Here is a 22,943-nt window from a genome sequence, read left to right on the forward strand (position 1 = left end):
TAAATACTATAAGGTAGATAGCAAAAAACTCTAGGATCTCGCATCCTAGAGTTTTTGTTTTATACTTCTACTTCTGCTTCTGCTTTTACATGATATCTGCCTCTTGGCACTACTAAAGGACTACCAGAAACGGGATCATTGATAACGGTACAATTTAACCCAAAGATGTCTTTAACTAGTGAACTAGTGATAATATCTGAAGGTTTCCCCTCTCCAACAAGCCGTCCTTTTTCCAAAGCAAATATATAATCGGCATAACGTGCTGATAAGTTAATATCATGTAACACCATGACAATCGTTGTTCCGTACTTCCTATTAAGATCTGTTAATAAATCCAAAATCTCCACTTGATATGTAATATCAAGGAAAGTAGTCGGTTCATCTAGAAAAAGAATATCTGTTTGCTGAGCTAATGCCATAGCAATCCAAACACGTTGTCTTTGTCCGCCAGATAGCTCATCAATATCACGATTAGCAAATTCTGTTATATTCATCATTTCCATTGCTTCTGCAACAGCTTCATAATCCTTTTTTGACCAGCCGCTTAAGAAAGATTGATAAGGAAATCGACCACGACCTACTAAATCAGCTACCGTAATCCCTTCTGGAACAATAGGGGACTGAGGTAATATACCAAGAATCCTAGCTAATTGCTTTGATGGGATTTTATTAATGGCCTTTCCGTCAAGCATAATTTCACCAGATGTAGCCTTAATAAGATTGGACAAAGTCTTTAGGAGAGTTGATTTTCCACAACCATTTGAACCGATAATAACACTAATTTTATTGCTCGGTATTTCCAACTCCATCTCTTGTAATATCATTTTATTTTCATAACCAGATGTTAACTTACTAGCTCGGAAATCATGTATCTTTTCCATCACAATGCCTCCTTTCGATTCAACTGGATTAATAACAGAATTAAATATGGTGCTCCAAGAATTCCTGTGATTACACCTACAGGATATCTAGCTTCAAACGCAAATTGTCCCACGAGATCAGAGGCGAGTACCAGAATGATTCCCACAAGACCTGCTGGAATAATGCTAGAGAACCCGACGCCAACTAATCTTTTAGCAATTGGTCCAGAAAGGAACGCAATAAAAGCAATTGGTCCTGTAGTTGCTGTTGCTAATGCAATAATCAGTACAGAGCTAATAATTAAGACAAGTCTTGTTTTATCTGTGTTGATTCCAAGTGATGTTGCCGTTTGCTCACCGAGTTCTAACATCTCTAATTGTTTTCCAAGTATAATAATGACTGGTGCAAAGATTAAAACGATGATGATAAGAGGAAATAAATTCTCCATTTTAGCACCATTTAGACTTCCACTTAACCATCTCATCGCAGTTGGAACATCATGTTCTTTTCCAATAATCAACAGATAGGATATTACCGCATTTAGCATTGCTTGAATTCCAATTCCTATTAAGATTAATCGACCAATAGAAAAAGAAGAACCTTTTGATAATAGAAAAATAATGAGTACAGTTGCAAGTCCCCCAATAACAGATGCAATAGAAACAAACACATTGCTTGCATGAAGAACAAGGATACAAAAAACAGCAGCAGCACTTGAACCAGCTGTTATTCCAATAACATTTGGATTTGCTAAAGGATTACGTAGCATCGTTTGAAACACATATCCAGATACCCCAAAGGCAAAGCCGGCAAAAACACCAGCAACCATTCTAGGAAGTCGGATATTACTAATTGCAAATGAAGCCCCTCTAACTTTCTCACCTAGTAAAACACTGATTACATCCGAGACAGGGTAAATAGTATTTCCTAGCATTAGCATTGTACAGCAAAGTGCAAAAGCAATGACAGCAAGCAAGACCGTTACAAGGATAAAACGACGATGTCTTTTTTTTCTACCTACTAGTATAAGATTCAATGATTGATTCATCATAACGCACGCATTTTCGCTTTCATAGTTATTAAGATTAATATTGGGGCTCCAATAAATGCTGTCACTATTCCCACTTCAAGCTCACCAGGACTGCCAAGTATTCGACCACATACATCTGATATGGTTAAGATAATAGCCCCTGATAAAGCTGACATGGGAATTATTAATCGTAAGTCAGGACCAATAAGGAGTCGAATAACATGTGTTGCAAGTAAACCAACAAAACCTATAGGACCAGCTAACGCTGTTGCTGCTCCACATAATATTACTCCCCCAAAGGCGGCAACCAGTCTAAGTGTGCCTGTACGTACACCTAATCCTGTTGCTACTTCATCCCCTAATGCTAATGCGTTTAGTGCAGGAGCTGAGAATAGGGCGATTAAAATACCAACAATAAGAAATGGAACAAAAATAGATATGGAGCTCCAATTCCCAGAGCCTACGCTACCTACCTGCCAAAATCTAAATTGATCCAAAACGTTTGAGCGAGGAATCATAATCGCCATTACAAGTGAAGAAAGAGCAGCACTTGTAGCAGCACCCGCTAAAACGAGTTTAAGGGGCGTGGCACCGCCACTCCCCATTGAACCAATCCCGAATACAAAAATGGCAGTTAAAATTGCTCCAGCTAATGCAAGCCAAATATATTGACTAACTGAACTAATATTCAAGAACGAGATTCCACAAACCACGAATAATGCGGCTCCTGTGTTAACTCCCAAGATACTAGGATCTGCAATCGGATTTCGTGTTACTGATTGCATAAGAGCACCAGAAACACCTAGTGCTGCTCCACACAAAAGGCTAAATACTGTTCTAGCTATTCTTTGTCGAACAACATTAGCTCCATGGGATTGAACTTCAGGATGGAATAAACCATCCATTATTTCATTCCATCCAACAACACGAGATCCAAAAGCAAGAGATGCCAATACACTAATACCGAGTAAAATGATTGAAAAAATTAATATGCTTATAAATTTCTTCGGTACTAGTAACTGCTTATTTTCTGAAACGGTTATATGATCCATTTTACTTCACTTTACTTACTGCTTCTGAAAGTAAAGTTACATACTCATCAAGAGTGTATTCAATTGAAAGTGTACTTGGAGTTCCTGCAGCTGCAAGTGGAGTATTATCTCCAATAATCACGACAGATCCTCTTTCTACCGCTGGGATTTTTCCATAAATCGGGTCTGCTTGTAGAGCTGCAAGAGTAGTATCATCTCCATATGATACAAAGATATCAACATCATTTAACATATCAGCATTCTCTGCACTTGCTTCGATATAAAAGCTATCAGCATCCTTCACTTGACTTGTGATGCTACTTGGATATTCCATTCCTAATTCAGTAAGGAACTCACCACGTGGATCTGTTGGAGTATATACATAAAACTTAGATAAGTCAGCCGCACTAATACTTACAAATGCTGCTTTCTTCCCTTTAAATTCTGGATGCTCACTTACTTTGTCAGCAATAAGCTTTTCTGTATCAGCAATAAGTTTCTTTCCTTCTTCTTCCATACCCATACCCATTGAGTTGTATGTTACTTGGTCACGCCAAGAAGCAACCCATGGAGTTTCTTGATATGCTATAACTGGAGCAATTTCACTTAATGTATCATAATCTTCTTGTGTAATTCCAGAATATGCAGCAAGAATAACATCTGGTTGTGAATCTGCAATTGCCTCAAAATCTAAACCATCTGTATCTTGATAAATATTCGGGTTTGTTTCACCTAGCTCTTCTAATTTCTCTGCAGTCCAAGGTAACATCCCGCTGTCATCTTGAACACCATAATTTGCTGCTGAAAAACCTACTGGCACAACACCTAAAGCAAGAGCAACGTCTTGGTTCGACCATGCAATAGTAGCAACACGTTCTGGTTTCTCTTCAATTACTGTTTCACCAAATGCATGTTTAATAGTAATTGGATATTTAGAATCTGTTTCTGTATTTGTAGAATCAGAGTTAGAATCATCTGATTTAGGAGCTGATTCACTTGAACAGCCTGCTAGTAGGATAATAGCTACTAATGAAAATAGTAACATCTGTAGTAATGACTTTTTGTGATTTTTCATTCTTTGTATTTCCTTTCTTGTTATGTATTGTATATTATTTTTTTTTATTTCTAACTTAGATAACCACTGCTTCTTAAAATAGGGCAGAAAATCTGATGAGTATCCTATTCACTTTCGAAATGATTATCATTCTCAATAATGATACTTGTTTTCTATTTTTCTGTCAATTGGGTTTTTTAAAGAAATAGAGAGATTCTGTCGTTTTTTGCATTTTTCCTGACATGCTTCCTCTCTTTCTCTTAATTATTATGAATAAGCATATTACTCTTGTTTTTTCATAATAAGACTATATTCCTTATTAGCCTGTGTCAAAACACATACGTTCATTCTAAATTACTTCATAAAAAAGATGGTTATTCTGAATTTTATATAAATGCCTATGAAATGATAGTAGAACATTCTATTATTGGAGAAAGGATGTATCTATTTGTTAAATTAGAATAAAGTTTGCAGAAGCGAGGAATCACGTTCACCCCTTGCCACATCTGACTTCAAAGGCATTACGCAACTTATTTCATGAGAATAAAGTTTGCTCAAAGATTTGCCCGTTTTCAGCCGAAAAGTACTCTAAAAGTAAAAAAGATAATAATAAAGTTTGCTTAAACATAGTAGAGAGATCACCAAACAAATGGAGTGATCTAAAACTCATGAAGGCACCTTACGGTGACCCCTGTACCACAACCGATTCTTGCCTTCTGATTGTTCTATGGTAATGCAGTGCTTTACTACCTTTGGGATACGGTATAATTACCATGTCAATTAATTTATCAAGGGTGGGCTTTAAATGATTTACGCAATTGTATTGTTTATTTTTGCTGGATTTGCTGAGATTGGTGGAGGTTATCTTATTTGGCTATGGTTAAGAGAAGGTAAGCCTTTCTATTGGGGTGTTTTCGGAGGAATAGCCTTGGCGTTATATGGTGTTATTGCCACATTTCAAACATTCCCATCATTCGGCAGAGTATATGCTGCCTATGGAGGAGTATTTATCGTTCTTTCTGTATTGTGGGGATGGGGTATTGATAAAAAAACACCTGATTTATACGATTGGATAGGTGCGGGTATATGCTTAGTGGGTGTTTCAGTAATATTATTTGCACCTCGTCAATAGTGTTAAAAAGACAAGAATACATTTAAGGGGAATCAACGAAAGAAGGGGATGTCCTTAACCGTTTAGGTGTGAGTTTGAAAGAAGCCATACAATTACGACTATGCCCCAAAATTCCTCATTTTCCTTTTACTCTTTTGCTTCTTTCAAAATAGGACTTGAACTTATAAGGTGAATTGAGGAATGAGGAGAAAGGATTTTCTGCGTTTCACCTTTATCCAAATTAAATACCGATAAAAGGTATCGAAGATACGTTTCCTATTCGATAGTCTAATCCATCTGCCTTATACATAATACCTTACGGTTTCTCACATATACCACCGTTAATCCCATACTTACCACGTTACCCATACAAAATTATTTATTTTTATTTTTAATTATTTCTTTATGGGCGAGCGCTTATGTCTGAAGCATGGTATACCTTCATGGACGTGGACTTCCCTTGGAAGATGAAGCACCTACCTTGCCTTGCAGTTTTGCCTTATCACCACCCTCCCCATACTTACCTCGTGGCCTATACCTAATTATTTATATATATTTATTTTTAAGGGAGAGGACTTTCCTTAGGGCATGTTACACGTTGCTGGATTTGGGCTGCCCTTATTGTGTTGATTCCAATGTACTCCCTTCAGAGAGACATTGACACGGCCCTTGTGCTGTACTAAGCCGGGAGTACCACTAATCTTTTAAAGGGATTCCTAAACAACATATGCACCATCCCTATCCATTTCTTTCCTCCTTGTCTGTGAAAAGTAATTGCCAAACCTCTCCAAATAAAAAAACCGAGAAGAGGTATCGCAGATACGTTTCTCGATTCTTAGACTAATCTATTAGCCTCATGTTATACTTTGCCTCCACTTTAGTTTACAGGAAGTTATAGGACATCTTATGATTTCTATACTTCCGACATGACCTATGATTAATTATTCATAAAAATATCAGATACTTGTTTTCGGTTCATTTCTTTGAAAATGTACAAATATATTGGTTATCCATTTAGATACCAACATAATGACTAAGTAACCCAAAAATAAATGAAAGTAATTAAACCCCTTCAATAAAATAAACAAGCCTGACCACACCAAGATTGGTTTAAATATAAATGCAAGAAAGGCACTTGTTACCGTTAAATACAAATAATAATTTTTTCTATGGTTTAAAGTCCACTGATAAACCAACATATACACAACTGGTATTAATGATACATCTAATGCAAAACTAACGGGAAATAGCGGAATCGCCTTAAATGGATAACCCCATGTACCAAAATTAACACCCAAACTATCTATGTATGTGAACCAAACGTGCACATTAAAACCGTAGAATCCCAATAATAATGCCCTCTTCTTATCAATAGAAAACCATATAACAATTAAAGGCAATATGAGGAATACAACATTGACCCAAAACTGCCACGTATCTAAGTTTGAAAATCTAGCCCAATAATCAATACCTTCAGACATTAGGTTTTCATAATCTTCGATTATTTTATCAAAAATACTTCTCTGTTTTTCATTCATTTAAATAACTCCTTTATCCCTTGAACCCAGAAGGTAATGCTATCTTATTCTAATTAAAAGTTTCCATTTTTATTCATTGCCACATGGATCGTTTTACATATTACAGGATTTGTGCCATTCGTTGATTGGAAGGGTTGCCGGTCTGTATCACCTCAGAGAGACATACTAACGTCAATTTGAGTTGTACTTATTCAAGAGTTAATTATCCCCGTAAGGGAAACCTTAAGCCCTGAAATACACCTCTATACGACCACAGTTCTACATAAAAAAACCCCGTCAATACATCCATTTGCTGGACACACTCACGGGGTTTCGTGCGAACTTTTTTCTTATTAGTCAGACCTTTTTCCTCCTTTGTCTGTGAATAGAAATTTTCAAACCTTCTCCAAATCAAAAAACGATAGTAGTATCGTAGATACGTTCCCGATCCGATAATCTAATCATCAACCTCATACGTAGTACCTTACGGTTTCTCCTATATCACCCTCATTCCCATACTTACCAAGTTACCGATACCTAACTGTTTATTTTTATTTTTATTTATTTCTTTATGGGCGAGTACTTATGTCTGAAGCATGATATACCTTGATGGACGTGGACTTCCCTTGAATGATGAGGCACTCTACTGTACCCTACGGTTTCGCTATAACACCACCATTCCCTTACCTCGTGGGATTTTTAAGAGCGAAGAACTTATTTGGGAATAGTATATGTTGCTGGACGTGCGCTTCCCTAAATTGGGGTAAGTTCCAGTGCTCCTCATTCAGTGGGATATAAACGCCCATATACTTTACTTATGAATGAATTCCCTCAACCCGCAAGGAACTTTGATCCCCACGAAGACCTTTGTTAACCCACAATAAACATAAAAAAGTCCCATGAATATACCCAACTCTGGATACACTCACAAGACTCTATGCAAACTTTTTTCTTCTTAAGCGAACTTTTTTCTCATTCTGCAAACTTTATTTTACTTAAACATATATACAACATTGTTGGGGCGTTCCTAAACAAAAAAAGCAAGATGATTCAGTCCCCACCTCTTTTCAATTCGAAGCACTGCATATCTCGTTATTTCTTACTTTAAAACCGGAAGCATATTTTGTCCGCCAAAAAAGGCGTATAATTTTTTAGAAAAATACACAGTAACTATACAGAGAAAACTTTAATAAAAAGGAATTGATAAATGTTTTTAAATGTAATATAGGCATTGGTTATACCATGGGTTGTCGGGGTTTTTCATCTTTGTAAACAAGACAAAAGAATAATACTTTTTATCGGTGCATTTAGTAGTGTCCTTGCGTTTACAATTAACGAGTTTGGTTTTTATTTTAATTTTTGGGAAAAGTAACTTATGGTAACGGTTGGAATGTTAATTGGACGGTAATTTCATATGCTTTTTGGTATGTATTGGAATATTGGTATTACCAAAACTTAAAAAAGTTGGGACATTTAAACCTGTATAGTAGGAGAATTTATATTGTATTTAAGACTCTCTTGCCTTAACATATTCGAGACTGTATTGGCATTTTGCACTTCCGTTGTTCAAACACAAAAAATCATTAAAAATGCCAATAGATTTAATAAAAGGAATTATTTCCTACTTTTAATTCTTGCAACATTTGCCGCCGGAGTGTCAATAGTTCAAAGTAATATCATTATTAAAAAAGTTACAAAAAATATCACAGGAAGTAGCCGATAAATGTTGTTTTAATTTCTGGTCAATTGATCTTCGCATATATATATTACTAACAAACTAAGGAAATTTTGATCATTTCAGAAATTTATTAAACTTTAACGAACTGTCAAAGTTTATATACTATTGGTTAATTGTTTATATTTTTTTGAAGTTGTTTTTCCTTTGATATTTAATTATTAATTCATCAAGTTTTTTACTACAGGAAATAGTATCAGCATTAGATAATCCCTTTTTCATGCCTGTGTAAATCATTTCTTTCCTAAGTCTATTTATTTCATTTAATAAATCATTAGAGTTCATAATCGAATACATTAGAAACCTCTTTAATTTTTATTTCGGGTCCATTTACCCAAAACTAATTATCTATAAAATTATAGGTTTTTTAAAGGCTTTCGACAAAATTTGTAATTAAATTCACAATTCAATTGCATGAATTTTTTCGCGATTATGTGTAATTAGACAAAATGACCACAGTTCTATATTAAAAAACCCCGTGATTACATCCCATATACTGGACTGAAATTAAATAGTTTTTTTTATTGACATTCAGTGAAGAATATAATAGTCTTTATATTTAAATATGAATATATGTTCATATATACAATTTTAGATTTTATAGAGAGGTGAATAGGTAAGTGGAGAAGCGAAGTCTTGGAGATACCCTTAATGAGGGTGCACAGCATTTGGATGAAGAAACGTTGTTTGTCGTTTCGCAAACGTTTAAAGCGTTAAGCGAACCAACTAGAATTCGCATTTTAAATTTATTATGTACAGGGGAGCATTCCGTCAGTGATATTGCTGAGACGTTAAAATTAAGCCAACCGAGTGTCTCTCACCAATTACGTTTCTTAAAAAATTTAAGATTAGTCAAATATAGAAGAGCAGGGACAACTTTGTATTATTCAGAAGATGACCTTCACGTCATGAATTTACTGAAGCAGGCAATTGAGCATGCTTCACATCATTAATTTAGGAGGGAACTTAAAATGGGAAACGATCATGGACATGACCACTCACATGGTGCCAATAAAAAGACGTTATTAATAAGTTTTATTCTAATTACAAGTTATATGGTTATTGAAGCAATTGGGGGATATATTACCAACAGCCTTGCATTATTATCTGATGCAGGACATATGTTAAGTGACGCCATATCACTTGGGGTTGCATTATTGGCCTTTACACTTGGGGAGAAAACCGCCAACTATAGTAAAACATACGGATATAAACGATTTGAAATATTAGCGGCAGTTCTTAACGGAGTGACACTCGTATTAATTGCAATTTATATTTTTTATGAAGCAATCCAGCGTTTTCTAAATCCTCCTGAAGTTGCTTCAACTGGTATGTTAATCATCGCTATAATTGGTTTACTGATCAATATTCTTGTTGCGTGGATTATGATGCGCGGTGGGGATGTAGAAGAGAACTTGAATATGCGTGGTGCATACTTGCATGTAATGAGCGATATGCTTGGTTCCATTGGCGCTATTATTGCTGCACTGCTCATCATGTTCTTCGGTTGGGGCTGGGCAGACCCACTAGCAAGTGTCATTGTTGCTGCACTCGTATTACGCAGCGGCTACTATGTTACGAAATCTGGACTCCATGTCCTGATGGAAGGAACACCACAAAATGTTGATGTGGATGACGTGATTCAAACAATCCAAAATAAAGAAGGAATTCATAGTGTTCATGACCTGCACGTTTGGTCGATTACAAGCGGATTAAATGCGCTATCCTGCCATGCAGTTGTAGATGAACAAATGTCCATTGCTGAAAGTGAACAATTGATCCATCAAATCGAACACGACCTTGAACACAAAAATATTCACCATATGACGATCCAATTAGAAACGACTTCCCATCAGCATGAAGATACGATTTTGTGCAACGCTAAGGCGAATTCATCTGGACACCACCATCACTAATGGTTATTGCAATTTTAATTAACGAAAAACGTAACGCTTAATACCAAATAAAATGAGAAACAGTTTAGGATAAATTACACTTTGGCTAAATAATTTTCATGTACTATAAAATTTTCTAAATTCAACTTTTAAAACCCAGATACGCTTTTCATATATGAAAAGCGTATCTGGGTTTTAAATTCTTCTTTTATATCCTACAATTCTTCCTAGTACTAAAAATATCAAGTAAAGAAATTTGGGTCATAAATAATATATGGAAATATGTATAGTCAATTTAAGGGTAGTTAATTAACCCTTATGGGAAATCTTAGCCTTAGGGACACCTCAATACGACCACGGTTCTACTTTAAATAAACTCATTAACATATCCCATTTACTGAGCAAACTCCACTCACGAGGCTTCGTGAGGACCTTTTTCTCATACATCAACCTTTATTATAGTTTGACATAAATACAAAACGGTTACGCCTATTTATGAAAATAAGTTTACCGCTAAACATTATGTCAGCCTTATTTTTTCAAATAAAAAGAGTAAACGGCAATAAAAATCTGTTTGGATTTTTAAGACTTCCAAGAAAATATTAAAACAAGGTTTACCCTGTACTATGGTACAGGGTTTATAATTTACTGAGAGGTGAATAGTAATGTATCTTATTGGTGAACTTGCTGAAAAATGTAGTGTAAATAAAGAATCGATACGTTATTACGAAAGGATGGGGATATTATCAGAGCCATCTCGTACAGGTTCTGGTTATAGGATATATCCAAAAGAAACGGTTGATCGCATACGGTTTATTAAGCGAATGCAAGAATTAGGTTTCTCTTTATCTGAAATTCATAAATTACTTGGAGTTGTTGATAAAGATGATGATCGATGTGTGCAAATGTATGATTTTGTAGTAAAAAAACTAATGAAGTACAAATAAAGATTAAAGACTTAAAAAGAATAGAACTTATGCTTTTAGTATTGAAAGAATGCTGTCCTGATGAAAAATCTCTATATGAATGCCCAATTATAGAAACTATAATGAACGTAGAAAAGGTGGATGAATAATGGAAAATTGTTGCAGTAACTCTAAAGAAGTGAAAACAGAAAGTAATGTTCGAATCTGTAGGTTATGTAATTGTAAAGGTAAAAAGGTGCAGTTAATAACATTAAAATCATTACTTAAACCATCTGCATTAGAAACATTAAGTGCAAATGAAAATCACTATTTTTGTTCGACAATAGACTGTAACGTAGTCTATTTTGATGCTAATAATAAAAAGTATCTTACATCAGATATAAAGGTTCCAGTGCATCAAAAGGATGAATCGCCACGAACACCTATTTGTTATTGTTTTGATTGGACTAAATATAAAATAAAGGAATATGTGAAAAAAGACCTTATTGTAGAACATATTCGTGAAAACATAAAAGAAAACCGCTGTGGGTGTGAGGTTAACAATCCACAAGGTAGTTGCTGTTTAGGTAATGTAACAGCGTATATCAGAGAATTATCCTAAGAACTATAATATAACGTTCAACAATGAGGTGCTTACTTAAATAACTCTATGAAAATTTAAAATAAAAGTTGAATCAGAATTGAGAGAACACCAAGAAACAAAACGGAACCAGTTTTTGACATTCGTTGGTAAGTTCATTAAAATCTTTCTTTGAGGTGAGAAATAGTGAAAAGAAGAAAAATAATGTTTCTTGTAGGTTCATTGATTATTGTGTTTACGCTTTCTGCATGTGGTGGTAACACTGACAAGGAAAAGGCAAATGAAGGGACAACTTCAGATGAAAGTACTCAAATGGATCATGCAAATATGGATCACTCTAGTTCAGGTGAAGTTCCTAATAATCTAAAAACAGCAGAAAACCCAACATATAAGGTAGGAAGTAAATTGATTATTAAAGAAGGGCATATGGAAGGCATGAAGGGTGCAGAGGCAACAGTTGTCGGTGCCTATGATACCATTGCATATGCTGTTTCATACAACCCAACTACTGGTGGAGAAGGAGTAACAAATCACAAATGGGTTATCCATGAAGAAATTCCAGAAGCAGGTGCAAAACCATTACAACCCGGCGCAGAGGTAACTTTAGAGGCTTCACATATGTCAGGAATGGATGGTGCAACTGCTAAAATTGATTCAGCCGAAAAGACAACTGTTTATATGATTGACTATACTCCAACTACTGGTGGAGAAAAGGTGACCAATCATAAATGGGTAACAGAAAGCGAACTAGCACCACTTGAAAATGAGTAATTTTAATAAAGAACAATAGAAAGAGCATATTTCGCAGATTGGAATTGCTCTTTTTCTGTGGTCAATTTAAATCATAGGCTTTTCTTTCCATTGAAGTCCACAAATAATGACTTGTACCCTTTAAGATACTTAATAGTTTTTGTTATGAATTTCCCTTGATAATCTTCCTTAACAGGTACAACAAAAGGTATATGGAAATCCCAGTTAATATGATTTTCCCCTGCCATGTAAATTCGGTAATTTGCAAGACTGAGTATCCTTCAAAAATTAGTGCAGGTATTTTCCCAAGTGAACTGGCAAGTGAGAATAGTATTAAAGATACTTTTCCCATAGCCGAAAATATATTAATTAACCCCGATGGGATAAACGGGAGCAACCTCAAGGTAAGAATAAGAAGAAAGGCTTTTTTTCCTTCTACTTCTAATAATCTTTTGACCTTTGGAATCCTTTCCATAGAAATTGTCTTCGGTAATTTCCTAAAACCCTGCCGATACACATAAAAAGAAACAATTGCACCTAATGCCTCTCCCACAAATGAAATAACTAGACCGTACCAAAAACCGAAAAAAATAATATTTGCAGCGGTTAAAAACACACTTGGGATAACACCAGCAAGGCTAATAAAGATATTAATTAATAAACTTATTAAAATTGCAAAACTAGCATACTTCTCAAAGTAAAAAAGTATTTGTTCTTCCATTTTGACCCCCATACTTGTTTCACTTTTTGTTTCTTTACTTATATTTTATAGTATCTAAAAATTATTTTCTTCCCCATCTTATAAATATTTAGTTGACCTTTTATATATATTCCCCTAAACTTTTTATATAAAATATCCCCCCTAGGGGGTTATGAGGAGGAAAAAATGTCTAGTCACCATAAACATAGAAAAAGTATTGTTAACCGTCTAGCAAGAATTGAAGGACATGTTCGTTCAGTAAAAGAGATGGCCAAGGAGGACCGTGATTGTAGCGATTTACTCATACAAATAGCGGCTATACGTTCGGCTTTGGATAATTGCGGAAAACTGATATTAAAAGACCATTTAGAAGGGTGTGTCACCGAAGCAATAATAAAGGGGGATAAAGAAGTATTAAAGGATTTAAATGATGCCATAGACAAATTTATAAGATAGGGAGAAACCCAATGGTTGAGACTAAATACTCTCAAAAAGATATCTTAAAAATGATTGTTGTTCTCGCTGCACCTGCTATTGTTGAAAATTTCTTTCAAACTATATTAGGATTTGTTGATACATATTTTGTGTCCCAAATTGGGATTAATGAAGTTACTGCGGTAGGAGTGACAAATGCCATACTTGCAATTTATTTAGCAATATTTATGTCAATTGGCGTGTCTACTAATGTTTATATTGCAAAATATATAGGTTCAAATCAAATTGAAAAAGCAGGAAAAGTGGCCAAACAATCAATTTTATTAAGTGTGATAATAGGACTATTATTTGGAATCATTACTTTTTTGTTTGCTGAACCACTTCTGAAACTTATGGGCATAGAAAAAACCGTATTGGACCAAGGTGTTATATATTTTAAAATTGTTGCAATACCCTCTGTACTAATTTCTTTAATGTTTGGTTTAAGTAGTATACTAAGAGGAACTAAAGATACCAAAACACCAATGAAAGTAACTATATTTATTAATATTATTAACATTATTTTGGACTACGTCTTTATCTTTGGCTTTTGGTTGATTCCTTCCTTTGGTCTTGCTGGAGCCGCGTGGGCGACAGTTATCGCTAGACTAGTAGGAGTAATCTTACTTATTATCCATGTAAAAAAATCAAAAATCGGGAATGTTTTAAATTTAACAAAGTGGAGTTGGGATAAAGAGCAACAAAAGGAACTTATCAAACTTGGGACCCCAGCCATGGCAGAACGCTTAGCAATGAGAATTGGGCAGGTTTTATACTTTGGGTTTATAGTTCAACTTGGGACTAATACTTTTGCGGCTCACCAAATTGCAGGTAATATAGAGGTTTTTTCCTATATGATAGGTTATGGTTTTGCAACAGCGGCAACCACTTTAATTGGAGAAGTGTTAGGCTCTAGGCAATATGAATTAGCAAAAAAAATAGCCTATTATTCTACTTTATTAGGGATAGGAGTCATGTCAATTTTCGGATTGTTTTTATTTGTATTCGGTGAGTGGACTGCTTCATTCTTTACCAATGATGTCTTTGTAATTCAACAAATTACAATCGCATTAAAGATTGACGCATTTATTCAACCAATTCTAGCCATTGTTCTTATCCTTACAGGGGCTTTCCAAGGTGCGGAAAATTCTAAATATCCCTTCTATCTCACAACAATTGGCATTTGGCTTCTTCGGACCGTTGGTGTTTATGTATTAGGTGTATGGCTTGGAATGGGTATCGCTGGAATATGGATCGCAATAGGTTTAGACAACCTATTCAGGGCAATTCTGCTTTTCCTTAAAATTCACAATAATAAATGGGTTAGATCTACAGAACTAACTGTTAAATAAATAACCCTTGGAAGACTTATGTTCATATCCTATATAGAACATGGTAAAGGAAGTAATTTTTTATAGGTACAAACAAAAGGTAAGGTACAGGTACAGTTCCATTAATTTTGAAACAAATAGGGCTTCCCATAAGTCATAACAAATCACTTGTAGGGAAGCCCCCTCTTATCTTATTTCCCATACCTCACTATAGAAGATTACTAAAGATTATTAGACCCCTTAGCACTTTAAAACTTTATCAATAAGAAGTAGATTATAACCATGATTATTAAAATAATCATAAGAGTGGAGACCATCGTTATTTGAGTATTCGAGGGATTGAACCTTTCCTCGAAAATCTGGAGTTTCTTTTTAGTGTAATTTTTCGTTGCTAAAAGAATGACTGCAATTCCAAGAATACATGCAAATATCCCTAAAATTATACTAATCATATCTATAGTTGGATTCCTTCTAACACCAATCGTAAAATGCAAACTTGTTGTTAGAAACCCTACACCAACAATTGAAACTACAGTTCTTATCCATGCCAAATATGTTCTTTCGTTCGCTAAATGCTGTTGAGCATACTTTAATTGATTATTTTCATTTATTAAGGACCTTTTTTCCTGCTTATCTATTTGTTTTGTATTCATATCATCACCCTGAAGTACGTATCTTGAGTCTTCGATACACAAATATGATTATTCCGATTCCAATTAATACCAAAGAGACAACTTGGGCAATACGTAGTTGTGATGTCAGCATTAAACTATCGGTTCGTAAACCTTCAACGTAAAATCTTCCGATGGAATACCAAACAAGATAACTTAAGAATAATTCGCCATTCTTCAACTTTAACCTTCTAAGTACAAAAAACAAAATAACAAATCCTAATAGGTCCCATGAAGATTCATAAAGAAAGGTCGGTACATAATAAGTTCCATCAATAAACATTTGATTGATAATAAAATTGGGTAGATGGAGGCTTTCCAAAAATGCTCTTGTTGTTTCCCCACCGTGCGCCTCTTGGTTCATAAAATTTCCCCATCGACCAATTGCTTGTCCAAGAATCAAACTTGGCGCAACAATATCAGCAAGTTTCCAAAAAGAAATATTTTTCTTTCTTGTATAAATGATTGCGGTTAAAACGGCACCAATCAACGCACCGTGTATGGCAATTCCACCTTGCCATATGGCAATAATTTGAGACGGATATTGTGAATAATGCTCCCACTCAAATGCTACATAATAAATTCGTGCACAAATGATTGCAACTGGTGCAGCAATCATAATAAAGTCAATTATAATATCTTTATCCCATCCTAAACGATTGGCCTCTCGTGTCGCTATCCATAACCCTAGTATAATTCCACAGGCAATGATAATACCGTACCAATGAACGGATATTGGTCCAAGTTCAAGGGCAATTGGGTTTAACGGTTGTACATTATCAGTCATATTTACCTCCCCACAATTATTTTCTCTATCCTCTATAGTAACACAATAATTATCTAGAAGAATTTGAAATTTTCCGTTCCTTATTATATAAAATCCGTTCACGTTAAAATACAAAATTCTCATTTTCTTGTATAGAAATTGATATAACAAAGGAGTATTACTTCTTATTAATCTAGTGGAAAAGTAATCTGAACCTTCGTCCATTTCCCATACACACTATCGATATCCAAGGTTCCTTGATAAATGTCCAATAACCTTTTTGCAATCGATAATCCTAGCCCATTCCCACCATGTTTCCTACTTCTTGCTTTATCCACACGATAAAAGCGATTGAGCACAAAAGGTAATTCTTCTTTCGGGATACCCATTCCATAATCTTTTACCTCAATTGTCAATTCTTTGTCTGTATTTCTTACATTAATCTGTATGACCTTTTCATCTGTTGAATATTTTGTGGCATTGTCCAATAAAATGATCATGATTTGTTCAAGGTGGCTCTTCAGTATTTTTATAGTAAAATCGGTGTCAACATCTATAGTGGAGGATATTTTAAAATCATTATTTATTGTTTGAAAGTTTTCAACAATATCTTCCATAATCTCCTTCATTTTGACTTCTTCCAATGAGTTCATATTTGTAGTGGATTCTTCTGCTCTTGAGAGAGTCAATAATTCCGAAACTAGGTGAATAAGTCTGTTGGTTTCATTTAAACTTAAATCAATTGAGCGTTCTAAAACTTTTGGATTATCCTTCCCCCAACGATTGATAAGCGATAAATGTCCATGTATGATGGACAACGGTGTTTTTAATTCATGAGAGGCATCTTCTACAAATTGTTGTTGCTGCTGAAATGACTTCTCTAAGTTATCCATTAATTCATTAAACATAATTCCTAACTCTGTCATTTCATCTCGTTGCTTGTTAATTAGAACCCTTTCTTTTAGTCCATTCTCTTTTATTCTTTTCATTGTTCTTATCATTGAATTAATTGGCTTTAGTAGTTGAAAGGAAATAAGTCTGCCGCCGATTAAACTAAGAAGAATAGCAACCAGTCCTGCGACGATAACCAACATAAATATTTGATTAATCAAACTATCAAAGTTTTCTAAGTTACGAACTATTTCTACTGTTCCTTTAAAACCATTTACTTCGATTGGCTTCCTAAATATCAACAAACGATCTCCTTTTGGAGAAAATTCCACCAGTTCCTCTTTTGTTACGTTTTTCGGAGATACCCAACCTTGTGGTACCTCGTCTGATATCGTAAATAGTGGAGAATTGTTTTCCTTCACAATCCTTATCAGTTGATATTTTTCGTTCAGAACGTCTAAATAGTGTTCACTTTCCGAAACATTCCCCTTAAAATTTGAATCTTGAATGTACGCGGTTACTTCGTCCATCTTTTTATGAATGGTTTGTTTTTCTTGATTAACTACCCAGTTCTGAATGACAAAATACTGCAAAATATTATAAGAAAAAAATAAAAATAGCATTAAAAGGGCAGCCCATAAGGTTAATTTCCATTTAATATTAATGCTTTTTGGAATTAAATCTTTTACGTTTCTCATTCTCTCATCACATACCCCATCCCTCTCATCGTTTGAATATAATTTTCCTTATCTACAGAATCTAGTTTATTTCTAAGATGTCTTACATAAACATCAACGACATTTGTTTCAATTTCTGCATCATAACCCCAAATATTTTCTAGGAGAACCTCCCTTGTTAGGACACGATTAATATTTTTCATAAACATAAACAATAAGTCATATTCCTTTTTCGTTAATTCTATCAATTGTTCGCCTTTTTTTAATAACCTTGATTCAATATTTAATTCTAAATCTTTAAATGATAAAAGCAAGGTAGGCAAATCATTTCGTTTTTCTTCTCTTCTCATAATGACTCTAATTCTCGCTAGTAATTCTTCAATCGCAAATGGTTTTGGGATATAATCATCAGCGCCACTATCCAGCCCTAATACCCGGTCCATTACGCTATCTCTTGCCGTTATCATAATAATCGGAATATCCTTTACTGCCTTTAATCTTCGGCAAACTTCGATACCGTTTAACTTTGGCAGCATTAGATCTAAAAGGATCACATCCCAATTTCTTTCTAATGCAAGTTCAAGCCCCTCTCTACCGTCATAAGCAGCCGTTACATTGTATCCCTCATGCGTTAACTCAAGAACGATAAATTCTGATAGTGCTTCTTCATCTTCAATCACTAAAATATCCAAATTCATGACCTCCAAACGTTTCTTTGTCTATTTTGCATTACCTTCAAGATTTGATTAAAATGACACTATTATCTTAAACCAAAAAATAAGGTTACGATACAAAATGCATTTTAATTGAAATTAGTGGCTCATATAAAATCAATAAGTCCTACTTGCTACAAGCAAGTAGGACCCTATTTCAATTTACTTTTTTACTCTTGTTCGCTGTCACTTTCGGAATCATTTTCATCATCCAAATCAACTTTTAAGACCTTTCCTGTTTTGGCGTCTACTTTTACATCATGTTTCTTTCCTTGGTCGTCTGTTATTTCAACTCCATAAACAACAGTTCCATCTTCATCTTCAAGTTCAGTATCCGTTACTTGGCCTTTTACTTCTTTTAAAGCAATGGTTGTACTTTCTTCAGCCGAAATTTTTGCTTCCTTTTCTAATTGTTGCTGCTCTTGTTCATCGGAAACTTCACTATCCTTATCTTCTTTTTCTTCCTTATCAGCCTTTTCATTTTCGTCATCTGCCTCTACTTTTAAAACCTTGCCTGTTTTGGCGTCTACTTTTACATCTTGGTTCTTTCCTTGATCGTCAGTAACTTCAACACCATAAACAACGGTTCCATCTTCGTCTTCAAGTTCTGTCTTTGCTGCTTTTCCAGCAACCTCTTTTAATGCGGCTGAAATCGCTTCTTCCTTAGTGATGGTTGCTTCTTTAGCCAATTGCTGCTGCTCCTGTTCATCTGTTACCTCTACTTTACTATTACTAGTGTCTGCACTTGCTGCAAATACTGAGGTATTTAGAGCAGTCCCTGCTATTCCTCCTCCAATAATTGCTGCTGCCAATGCTGGTACTATAAACTTTTTCTTCATTTGTCTTCCTCCTCATATTGTTAAACTGTGGTACATCCTTATCTTAAGCCCCTACCATGAAGTAAGTCTGAATTGAATTTAAAATTTAATTAACCTTTACGTGAAAAAATTTTCATTTTCTTATAGGTTATTATGTGAGTGCCTTTTCCTTCATTACTTGATTGATCATTATGTCCAATTCTTGACTTATATACAGGGCCTCTTTACTTCTTAATCCATATTTCAACACTACATTATTTAACTCTTGTTGCTTTTCTGCCAACATTTTTTCAATATCCTGTTTCAGTAAAATTAGGTCTTTTCCCGGAGCCATATATTATTCCTTAAGCAACTCTCTTTCTTCTATTTTTTGTAAAATTCAATCCCACAAAAACTAAAACAATAAGCGGGGTTCCCATTGAAACAACTTGTATAATCGTCGGATTAATCTTTGTGTTACCCATAATATCGATGGGAATTCCATTACTTGAATATATATCTAAACTATGAGTACTAGCGGCCGTTACATAAAGATAATAATTGCTGGTATACACAAAACGAATGGGAAGGGAGAATTCCTTTGTTTCACCCGGTTTTAATTCTTTAACTTGTTCCGGTTTATCTGCACTATAGTCTTCCAGATTAACCGTCCATTTTTTTCCCATATCAGCCATTGTAATATAGACGACTAGATCTTTTATAGATTGGTTGGTATGGTTCGTTATTTGTGCTTTAACTGTTGTCTCTTTCCCCGGATAATCTTTAACCTGAGTAGGAGAGATTACTTTAACCTCAACATTAGGTTGTTCCATAGCAAATGCATTTTGCCCAGTAACTACAAATCCTAAAAGTATCGCCAGAACGATTCCTGCCTTTTTTAACAAATTACTCCCCTCCTAAAAAGTCCATTTTTTTACTTGCATAGAATAAGCAAATGATGGATATAGCCAAGAAACATAGCACAGGTAAACTATCCATAAAGATAGAGAAGAAACCTAATCTATTTACTAGCCAATCCTTTAAAGTCAGCATACTAGCAGAAACTGGACTCAATAAATCAACTAAATATGCAAATCCTGACTTTTTCATCGTTGTTGACAGAAACATTGGTATGGCTGTCACTAAAAACAAGACAATCGACAAAAGGGTTGCATTTTTACTTGACGATATCCATGTAGAAAATGCTAATGACAGCAATGAAAAACTAATAACTAGCGGTAATCCGATTAGATATAAATAGGATAAAATCGTAAGCAACATATTCGTTCCATATGTCAAAGCATAGAAATAAGGGATAGATATAACCGAAATAATCAACCAAAAAACCAAAATTCCCACTACTTTAGAAAGGATTATTTTCACCTTTGATAAGGGTGTTAATAAAAGACTTTCTAAAGTTCCTTGCTCCCTTTCACCAGAAACCATTGTTGATCCTAATATGATAGATACTAAAATACTGATACCAATTAACGCTTTCATAAAAGTCATGTTTACTTCGACTTGAGCAAGTAAACTTAGTTCCTTCACCGAGATGAAACTATAGGTCAAACCACTGAATAGAATGGAAATGGCAAAGAAAATCCAAACGCCTTTTCGGGAAAAGACATGTTCCCTTATTTCCTTTTTTATTAAACTGGACATTAGATGCTCCCCCCAACTTCATCAGTTGTTAAACTAAAGAATATATCCTCTAATGTAGGATTCTCATTCCTTAAGACTAAGCGATAGCCTTTTATTAATTCGTCTAAATACCCTTCTTCAAGCAGTTTACCTTGTTTGACAATGGCTACACGATTACAAATTTCTGAGATTTCTTTTAATAAATGTGAAGTGATAAATACAGTAACATTCTGTTCTTGATTTAATCTTGTAATAATCGACTGTATATCTTTTTGCCCTTGTGGGTCCAAACCTAATGTAGGCTCGTCAAGAAATATAATAGAGGGCTCATGCACAATAGTTTTCGCAATACCGATCCTTTGCCTCATCCCTCGTGAATATTGTCCAATTAGAATATCTGCTTTCCCGGCCATTCCTACCCATTCAAGAACCTCTTCAACCCGCGACTTGATCCTTTTCTTATCAACGCCATAAAGTTCAGCAAATAATTTTAAATATTCTCTTCCAGTCATCCAATTATAGTAACCATGGGATTCAGGCAATACCCCAATTAATTTGCTTACTAATGCATTTTCACTTTTTACCTCTTTTCCTTCAATGGTTACTGACCCATCACTAGGTTCTATTAACCCATTTAACATTCGGATGGTAGTCGTTTTCCCTGCACCATTTGGACCTAAAAATCCGTATATGTCACCTTTATTCACTTGAAGATTCAAAGAATCAACAGCCACAAAACCATTGTCATATTGTTTTGTTAAGTTTGTTGCCTTAATCATTTCAAATCCTCCTTAATACCCACTTTTTAAGTACAGATTTAATATAAAGAATGACTATGAATCTCTCCCGAAGGTTAAAAAAATACAAATTAAAATTTTAATGAAAAATTTTTCATAATTGACCATATAAAAAAACTCCACCATTTAGGCGGAGTAGAAATATAAGAATTTATTTATCCTAAAATAATGACTGCAATTCCAACGACAAAACAATAGATTGAAAAGTAACCGAGTTTTCCCTTTTGCATAATATTAATGAACCACTTTAATGAAAAATAGGAAGCAACTAAAGAGGCAATAAAGGCTAGTGTATAGGGAAGAAAGAGTTCTCCCATTCTTGGATCATGAATTAAATCGGAAAGCGACAATATCATCCCACCTACACTAACAGGTATATAGAGAAAAAAGGAAAACTTAAGTGCTGTCCCACGTTTAGTTCCTAAGGCCATAGAAGATACAATGGTTGCACCTGAACGACTGATACCCGGTATTAACGCCACAGCCTGAGATAACCCTATTATAATAGAATCCTTGAGAGTTAGTTCGCCATCACCCTTACTACCCTTAAGATTTCGTATTAACCAAAGTGCAATACCCGTTATTATTAAGGTGAAGCCAATAACCCTTACGCCTTTAAATATGTCTGCTATTTGGTCCTGAAATAGGACTCCAATAATTCCAGCAGGTATGGTACCAATAATCAGATAAAGAACAAAATAAAAGTCTTTTTTCATACTTTCAGTTTTATTCGAAACAACTAAATAGGATACACTATTCTTTGTTAACTGTATTAAATCAGAGCGGTAAATGAACAAAACAGCAAGTAACGAGGCGAAATTGACCAACACCTCAAAACTTAATCCAGAAATTTGTAAGCCGAAAAAATGTTCGAATAAAACTAAATGTCCACTCGACGATACAGGAATTGGCTCCGTTATCCCCTGAATTAATCCCAAAAATAAATATTTTAATAGTTCAATCACATTCATTGAATCCACGTACAAGCACCCCTA

At 34.7% G+C, this 22,943-nt stretch carries 24 protein-coding genes and 1 pseudogene; 8 read left to right on the forward strand and 17 right to left on the reverse strand.

Features of this window, described 5'->3' with window-relative positions; all coding sequences use genetic code 11:
* Positions 1 to 59 precede the first annotated feature (59 nt).
* Genes F9279_RS11845 through F9279_RS11860 form a run of 4 tightly spaced genes read right to left on the reverse strand, consistent with a single transcriptional unit; the run spans position 60 to position 3,997 of the window.
* Positions 60 to 881: an ABC transporter ATP-binding protein gene (locus tag F9279_RS11845; protein WP_152113248.1), complete on the reverse strand. Its 822-nt coding sequence runs from the start codon at positions 879 to 881 to the stop codon at positions 60 to 62.
* Positions 881 to 1,912: a FecCD family ABC transporter permease gene (locus F9279_RS11850; protein WP_152113250.1), complete on the reverse strand. Its 1,032-nt coding sequence runs from the start codon at positions 1,910 to 1,912 to the stop codon at positions 881 to 883. Before F9279_RS11850 ends, F9279_RS11845 begins: the two co-directional genes overlap by 1 nt.
* A complete protein-coding gene (locus tag F9279_RS11855; RefSeq protein WP_152113252.1) occupies positions 1,909 to 2,943 on the reverse strand; it encodes a FecCD family ABC transporter permease in 1,035 nt (344 codons plus the stop codon). The genes F9279_RS11850 and F9279_RS11855 overlap by 4 nt, the downstream gene beginning before the upstream one ends.
* A gap of 1 nt (position 2,944) precedes the next feature.
* On the reverse strand, positions 2,945 to 3,997 hold the full coding sequence (locus F9279_RS11860; RefSeq protein WP_152113254.1) for an iron-siderophore ABC transporter substrate-binding protein: 1,053 nt from the start codon (positions 3,995 to 3,997) through the stop codon (positions 2,945 to 2,947).
* A 784-nt stretch (positions 3,998 to 4,781) separates the two neighbouring features.
* On the opposite strand from F9279_RS11860, the gene F9279_RS11865 reads away from it, so the two are divergent.
* Positions 4,782 to 5,108 carry a YnfA family protein gene (locus F9279_RS11865; protein ID WP_134340069.1) on the forward strand — a complete coding sequence of 109 codons (327 nt, stop codon included), beginning with the start codon at positions 4,782 to 4,784 and terminating at the stop codon, positions 5,106 to 5,108.
* Positions 5,109 to 6,043: 935 nt separating this feature from the next.
* Here F9279_RS11865 and F9279_RS11870 read toward each other — a convergent pair.
* Both F9279_RS11870 and F9279_RS11880 read right to left on the reverse strand, forming a co-directional pair.
* The gene (locus F9279_RS11870) at positions 6,044 to 6,625 is read right to left on the reverse strand and encodes a CBO0543 family protein (RefSeq protein WP_152113256.1); all 582 of its coding nucleotides are present in this window, start codon (positions 6,623 to 6,625) and stop codon (positions 6,044 to 6,046) included.
* Between the two features lie 1,834 nt (positions 6,626 to 8,459).
* Positions 8,460 to 8,636, reverse strand: a complete 177-nt coding sequence (locus F9279_RS11880; protein ID WP_152113258.1) for an aspartyl-phosphate phosphatase Spo0E family protein — start codon at positions 8,634 to 8,636, stop codon at positions 8,460 to 8,462.
* 323 nt (positions 8,637 to 8,959) lie between these two features.
* Here F9279_RS11880 and F9279_RS11885 point away from each other — a divergent pair, with 323 nt between their 5' ends.
* The 5 genes and pseudogenes from F9279_RS11885 to F9279_RS11905 all read left to right on the forward strand — a co-directional run bounded on the left by F9279_RS11885 (position 8,960) and on the right by F9279_RS11905 (position 12,511).
* On the forward strand, positions 8,960 to 9,292 hold the full coding sequence (locus F9279_RS11885; RefSeq protein ID WP_152113260.1) for an ArsR/SmtB family transcription factor: 333 nt from the start codon (positions 8,960 to 8,962) through the stop codon (positions 9,290 to 9,292).
* Positions 9,293 to 9,310: 18 nt separating this feature from the next.
* Positions 9,311 to 10,255: a cation diffusion facilitator family transporter gene (locus tag F9279_RS11890; protein ID WP_152113262.1), complete on the forward strand. Its 945-nt coding sequence runs from the start codon at positions 9,311 to 9,313 to the stop codon at positions 10,253 to 10,255.
* 644 nt (positions 10,256 to 10,899) lie between these two features.
* A pseudogene (gene merR, locus F9279_RS11895) lies at positions 10,900 to 11,309 on the forward strand (Hg(II)-responsive transcriptional regulator).
* Complete coding sequence (locus F9279_RS11900) at positions 11,309 to 11,761, forward strand: putative iron-sulfur cluster-binding metallochaperone (RefSeq protein WP_152113264.1); 453 nt, start codon at positions 11,309 to 11,311, stop codon at positions 11,759 to 11,761. The pseudogene merR and the gene F9279_RS11900 overlap by 1 nt, the downstream one beginning before the upstream one ends.
* Positions 11,762 to 11,944: 183 nt before the next feature.
* Positions 11,945 to 12,511 carry a YdhK family protein gene (locus F9279_RS11905; RefSeq protein WP_152113388.1) on the forward strand — a complete coding sequence of 189 codons (567 nt, stop codon included), beginning with the start codon at positions 11,945 to 11,947 and terminating at the stop codon, positions 12,509 to 12,511.
* 142 nt (positions 12,512 to 12,653) lie between these two features.
* Here F9279_RS11905 and F9279_RS11910 read toward each other — a convergent pair whose 3' ends face one another.
* The gene (locus F9279_RS11910) at positions 12,654 to 13,211 is read right to left on the reverse strand and encodes a TVP38/TMEM64 family protein (RefSeq protein WP_152113266.1); all 558 of its coding nucleotides are present in this window, start codon (positions 13,209 to 13,211) and stop codon (positions 12,654 to 12,656) included.
* A gap of 165 nt (positions 13,212 to 13,376) precedes the next feature.
* On the opposite strand from F9279_RS11910, the gene F9279_RS11915 reads away from it, so the two are divergent.
* The gene (locus tag F9279_RS11915; RefSeq protein WP_152113267.1) at positions 13,377 to 13,646 is read left to right on the forward strand and encodes a metal-sensing transcriptional repressor; all 270 of its coding nucleotides are present in this window, start codon (positions 13,377 to 13,379) and stop codon (positions 13,644 to 13,646) included.
* 11 nt (positions 13,647 to 13,657) lie between these two features.
* On the forward strand, positions 13,658 to 15,016 hold the full coding sequence (locus F9279_RS11920) for an MATE family efflux transporter (RefSeq protein ID WP_152113269.1): 1,359 nt from the start codon (positions 13,658 to 13,660) through the stop codon (positions 15,014 to 15,016).
* 227 nt (positions 15,017 to 15,243) lie between these two features.
* Here F9279_RS11920 and F9279_RS11925 read toward each other — a convergent pair whose 3' ends face one another.
* The 10 genes from F9279_RS11925 to F9279_RS11970 form a co-directional block, all read right to left on the reverse strand.
* Positions 15,244 to 15,648: a YidH family protein gene (locus F9279_RS11925; protein ID WP_152113271.1), complete on the reverse strand. Its 405-nt coding sequence runs from the start codon at positions 15,646 to 15,648 to the stop codon at positions 15,244 to 15,246.
* A gap of 4 nt (positions 15,649 to 15,652) precedes the next feature.
* Positions 15,653 to 16,453, reverse strand: a complete 801-nt coding sequence (gene lgt / locus F9279_RS11930; RefSeq protein WP_152113273.1) for a prolipoprotein diacylglyceryl transferase — start codon at positions 16,451 to 16,453, stop codon at positions 15,653 to 15,655.
* 167 nt (positions 16,454 to 16,620) lie between these two features.
* Complete coding sequence (locus F9279_RS11935) at positions 16,621 to 18,021, reverse strand: HAMP domain-containing histidine kinase (protein ID WP_152113275.1); 1,401 nt, start codon at positions 18,019 to 18,021, stop codon at positions 16,621 to 16,623.
* Entirely contained in the window at positions 18,018 to 18,698 is a 681-nt protein-coding gene (locus F9279_RS11940; RefSeq protein WP_152113277.1) for a response regulator transcription factor, read from the reverse strand. The genes F9279_RS11935 and F9279_RS11940 overlap by 4 nt, the downstream gene beginning before the upstream one ends.
* Before the next feature lie 185 nt (positions 18,699 to 18,883).
* Entirely contained in the window at positions 18,884 to 19,552 is a 669-nt protein-coding gene (locus F9279_RS11945) for a PepSY domain-containing protein (protein WP_152113279.1), read from the reverse strand.
* 130 nt (positions 19,553 to 19,682) lie between these two features.
* Positions 19,683 to 19,865, reverse strand: coding sequence for an aspartyl-phosphate phosphatase Spo0E family protein (locus F9279_RS11950; protein ID WP_226793457.1), 183 nt, complete (start codon positions 19,863 to 19,865; stop codon positions 19,683 to 19,685).
* Between the two features lie 10 nt (positions 19,866 to 19,875).
* Positions 19,876 to 20,415, reverse strand: a complete 540-nt coding sequence (locus F9279_RS11955) for a DUF2393 domain-containing protein (RefSeq protein ID WP_152113281.1) — start codon at positions 20,413 to 20,415, stop codon at positions 19,876 to 19,878.
* 1 nt (position 20,416) lies between these two features.
* On the reverse strand, positions 20,417 to 21,172 hold the full coding sequence (locus F9279_RS11960; RefSeq protein WP_152113283.1) for an ABC transporter permease: 756 nt from the start codon (positions 21,170 to 21,172) through the stop codon (positions 20,417 to 20,419).
* Positions 21,172 to 21,930 (reverse strand): ABC transporter ATP-binding protein, encoded by a 759-nt coding sequence (locus tag F9279_RS11965; protein ID WP_152113285.1) that lies wholly within the window; start codon positions 21,928 to 21,930, stop codon positions 21,172 to 21,174. The genes F9279_RS11960 and F9279_RS11965 overlap by 1 nt, the downstream gene beginning before the upstream one ends.
* A 173-nt stretch (positions 21,931 to 22,103) precedes the next feature.
* Positions 22,104 to 22,919 (reverse strand): undecaprenyl-diphosphate phosphatase, encoded by an 816-nt coding sequence (locus F9279_RS11970; RefSeq protein WP_152113390.1) that lies wholly within the window; start codon positions 22,917 to 22,919, stop codon positions 22,104 to 22,106.
* Positions 22,920 to 22,943: the final 24 nt, after the last annotated feature.

It is taken from the genome of Bacillus sp. B1-b2, assembly GCF_009183415.1.
Classification (GTDB): Bacteria; Bacillota; Bacilli; order Bacillales; family Cytobacillaceae; genus Niallia.